Source organism: Streptomyces sp. NPDC006510 (assembly GCF_040611955.1).
Classification (GTDB): Bacteria; Actinomycetota; Actinomycetes; order Streptomycetales; family Streptomycetaceae; genus Streptomyces.
In genome coordinates this window covers 1-3,222 of the sequence record NZ_JBEXPH010000382.1, presented here as the reverse complement: position 1 = coordinate 3,222, position 3,222 = coordinate 1, and the positions used below count along the sequence as shown (strand labels likewise).

Genomic DNA, 3,222 nt, shown 5'->3' with positions numbered 1-3,222 from the left:
CGCGAGCAACTCCCGCACGGGACGGCCGCAGACACTGCCGGCGGGAAGCGAGAACAGCTCCTCCGCCGCGGGGGTCCAGCCGACGATCAGTCCGTCCGCATCGAGCAGGGCCCCGGCCGCGCTGTCCGCGAACGGGAGCCCGCTGTGCCCGGGGGTGCCCGGGAGGGTGTTGCCGTCCACCTCGTTCTCAGCTCCCTCTCACGGCCCTGCCGACGGTCCCGCGCCGCGTCCACGGACGACTCCATCATCTCTCCGCTCGGTCCGGCCGCCAGTTCCGGCGGCCGGACCGGGGTGCGCCCGAGCCGGACCCGATATCCGTGGGGGACCGATGTGCCGGTCCGCGGTGGGGCAGTATTCCGTTCAGTCACTCCGCGGGAGGGTTCTGCATGTCCGAGCACAGCGATGGAAGCCGTGGCTCTCTGCTGGCGGTGAGCGACCTGCATGTGGGAATGGCGGACAACCGCCCGGTCGTCGAGTCGCTGCGGCCCGGTTCGGACGAGGACTGGCTGATCGTCGCCGGTGATGTCGCGGAGCGGATGGCGGACGTGGAGTGGGCGTTGCGGCTGCTCGCGGGCCGGTTCGGGCAGGTGATCTGGGCCCCGGGGAACCACGAGCTGTGGACGCCCGAGCGCGATCCGGTCCGGCTGCGGGGCCAGGAGCGGTACGAGCACCTGGTCGGGCTGTGCCGGAGCCTCGGGGTGGTCACTCCGGAGGACCCGTACCCGCTGTGGCCCGGCCCCGACGGGCCGGTGGCCGTCGCTCCGGTGTTCGTGCTGTACGACTACAGCTTTCGGGCGCCGGGCACGACGACCAAGGAGGAGTCCCTGGCGTACGCGCGCCGGACGGGAGTGGTGTGCACCGACGAGTTCCTGCTGCACCCCGACCCGTACCCGAGCCGCGACGCCTGGTGCCGGGCGCGGGTGGCGGAGACGGAACGGCGCCTCGCCGCACACGATCCGGAGATCCCGCTCGTCATCGCCGGCCACTGGCCGCTGGTGCGGGAACCGATGGACGTCCTGTGGTACCCCGAGTTCGCCCAGTGGTGCGGCACCCGGCTCACCGCCGACTGGCACCGGCGTTTCAACGTGGCGGCGGTGGTCTACGGCCATCTGCACATACCCCGCACGACCTGGTACGACGGGGTGCGCTTCGAAGAGGTCTCCATCGGATACCCGAGGGAATGGCGCAGGCGGGGCCATCCCAGGGGCCTGCTGCGGCAGATCCTTCCGTACGAAGGCGACGGCGACAGCGACGGCGACGACGGCGCGACCGGACAGGGGTCCGTCAGCGGTGGCCCAGCACGTTGACGACCTGGCCGTTCGGGTCGCGGACGAAGAAGCGGCGTACGCCCCATTCCTCGTCGCGCAACGGGTACACGATCTCCGCGCCGCTCTCCCGCATGGCCGCGTGGGCCGCGTCCACGTCCTCCACCTCGATGCTCAGGTCCGGTGTGACCGGGGCGGTCGCGTCGGCCCCCAGGACGCTGAGCTGGACCGTGGGGTGGGACGCGGAGGCGAGCGTCATGATCCAGCCGTGGTTCATGACTTCCTGGAGGCCCAGCAGACCGTAGAACTCCGCGCTCCGCTCCATCCCTTGGGCGGCGGGCCCACCGGCGGTCCGGATGTTGGGGACGATTCTGCGGACGGACATCGGCAACTCCTGTGGTGGGAAGGGGGCGGAAGGGTTCCGTGCCGCCCGTCACCGGCGGACCCGACGCGGATCAGATGACCGGCGGCCGTCCCAGTTTCGTCATCTGCCACACCGTGCGCCACCGCATCGGCTGCCTTCGCCCGCACGGGGTACGGACACCTTCGGCGAAGCCGCCGGCCCAGGCGCGCAGACCCGTCGCCGAGCGGGTGCGGGCCACGGTGAGCAGGGTCCAGGTGCCCAGGTAGGCCGGCACCAGGGGGAGGGGCAGATTCCGGCGGGCCAGCCAGACCCGGTTGCGGGCCGTCATCCGGTAGTAGACGGAGTGTCTGGCCGGGGAGGTCTTGGGGTGCTGGAGCAGCAGATCGGGCTCGTAGAGGATCTTCCAGCCCGCGTCCAGCGCCCGCCAGGACAGGTCCGTCTCCTCGTGCGTGAAGAAGAACTCCGCGGGCCAGGGTCCCGTCTCGGCGAGCATCTTCATGGAGAAGGCGTGGCCGCCGCCCAGGAAGGCGGTGACCGCTCCGCGCCGCATCGGGTCGGCGGCGCGCAGGCGCGGCACATGACGGCGCTGGGTCTCGCCGTGCTCGTCGGCGATCCGGAAGCCGACGATGCCGAGCCGCGGGTCGGCGGCGAACAGCTCCTGGACCTTGCGGAACACTCCGCTGTCGACCAGGAGTCCGTCGTCGTCGAGTTCGATGACGACATCCACGTCGCCGAACTCCGCCAGCTTGCGCAGCGCGACGTTGCGGCCGCCGGGGCAGCCCAGGTTCTCCTCCAGCTCGATCGCCGTCACACCGCCGGACAGACCGGACAGGCCGGGAAACGCGCCGAAGTCCGGGAGGGGCGATCCGTTGCCCACGACGACGAGGCGGGCCGGACGGACGTCCTGCCCGGCCACCGAGGCCAGCAGGGCCTCGACCTGCTGCGGGCGGTCGCCCATGGTGACGATGGATACGGCGATGCGCGGTTCGGACACGGTCGGCACTCCTGGTCTCGCTGCGGTGCCCGCGATCGTAGCCCCAAGAGATGGTCGCCCGTTGTTCGGCCACCTGTTGCCGCCCCGTCACGCCCCGGGATCCTTCGTCAGGGCGTGGTGCCGGGGGCCTGCCGCGACGGGCCGAGCGGGGACCGCGGACGGGCCGCGACGCGTCGCACATGCCCGTCGAAGACGGCTGCCGCGTCGGGGGTGAGGGTGCGCAGGGCGACCATCGCCGTCACGATGACGTCGCACAGTTCGGTCTCCACGTCCTGCCAGGAGTGGGTGGCGCCCTTGCGCGGGTTCTGCCCGGTGGCCCCGATGACGGCCCGGGCGACCTCGCCCACCTCCTCCGACAGCTTCAGCATCCGCAGCAGCAGATCCTGCTCGGGCGGAATGCCGGTCTCCGAGTCGAGCCAGTTGTGCAGCTCGTCGATGGTCGTCCAGGTGCCGTGGTCACGGTCGTGCCGGGGAGCGTTGTCCGGGGGAGTGCCGTGCCGGGGGCCGTGGGCGCTGTGCTGGTCCATGGTGCCCAGCCTGCCAGCCCGCCGCCTGCCGGCCGCCGCGCCCGGCCGCCGCACTGCCGGGCGCGGCGGCAC

5 protein-coding genes are annotated in these 3,222 nt (G+C 72.2%); 1 reads left to right on the top strand and 4 read right to left on the bottom strand.

Features of this window, described 5'->3' with window-relative positions:
- A partial coding sequence (locus ABZY11_RS43640; RefSeq protein ID WP_356484491.1) for a PAS domain-containing protein occupies positions 1 to 180 on the bottom strand: 180 nt, incomplete at its 3' end.
- A 206-nt stretch (positions 181 to 386) separates the two neighbouring features.
- Here ABZY11_RS43640 and ABZY11_RS43635 point away from each other — a divergent pair.
- Positions 387 to 1,307 (top strand): metallophosphoesterase, encoded by a 921-nt coding sequence (locus ABZY11_RS43635; RefSeq protein WP_356484490.1) that lies wholly within the window; start codon positions 387 to 389, stop codon positions 1,305 to 1,307.
- Here ABZY11_RS43635 and ABZY11_RS43630 read toward each other — a convergent pair.
- From ABZY11_RS43630 to ABZY11_RS43620, 3 genes are all read right to left on the bottom strand, one after another.
- Positions 1,285 to 1,650: a VOC family protein gene (locus ABZY11_RS43630; RefSeq protein ID WP_356484489.1), complete on the bottom strand. Its 366-nt coding sequence runs from the start codon at positions 1,648 to 1,650 to the stop codon at positions 1,285 to 1,287. The two genes, ABZY11_RS43635 and ABZY11_RS43630, sit on opposite strands and share 23 nt — an antisense overlap.
- 70 nt (positions 1,651 to 1,720) lie before the next feature.
- Complete coding sequence (locus tag ABZY11_RS43625) at positions 1,721 to 2,623, bottom strand: glycosyltransferase (protein WP_356484488.1); 903 nt, start codon at positions 2,621 to 2,623, stop codon at positions 1,721 to 1,723.
- A gap of 107 nt (positions 2,624 to 2,730) precedes the next feature.
- The gene (locus ABZY11_RS43620; RefSeq protein ID WP_356484487.1) at positions 2,731 to 3,222 is read right to left on the bottom strand and encodes a MazG-like family protein; all 492 of its coding nucleotides are present in this window, start codon (positions 3,220 to 3,222) and stop codon (positions 2,731 to 2,733) included.

What these genes read in the sequence shown, in the direction of transcription:
- ABZY11_RS43630 (WP_356484489.1), bottom strand. Translation starts at nt 1,650, where the DNA reads ATGTCCGTCCGCAGAATCGTCCCCAACATCCGGACCGCCGGTGGGCCC.
- ABZY11_RS43635 (WP_356484490.1), top strand. Translation starts at nt 387, where the DNA reads ATGTCCGAGCACAGCGATGGAAGCCGTGGCTCTCTGCTGGCGGTGAGC.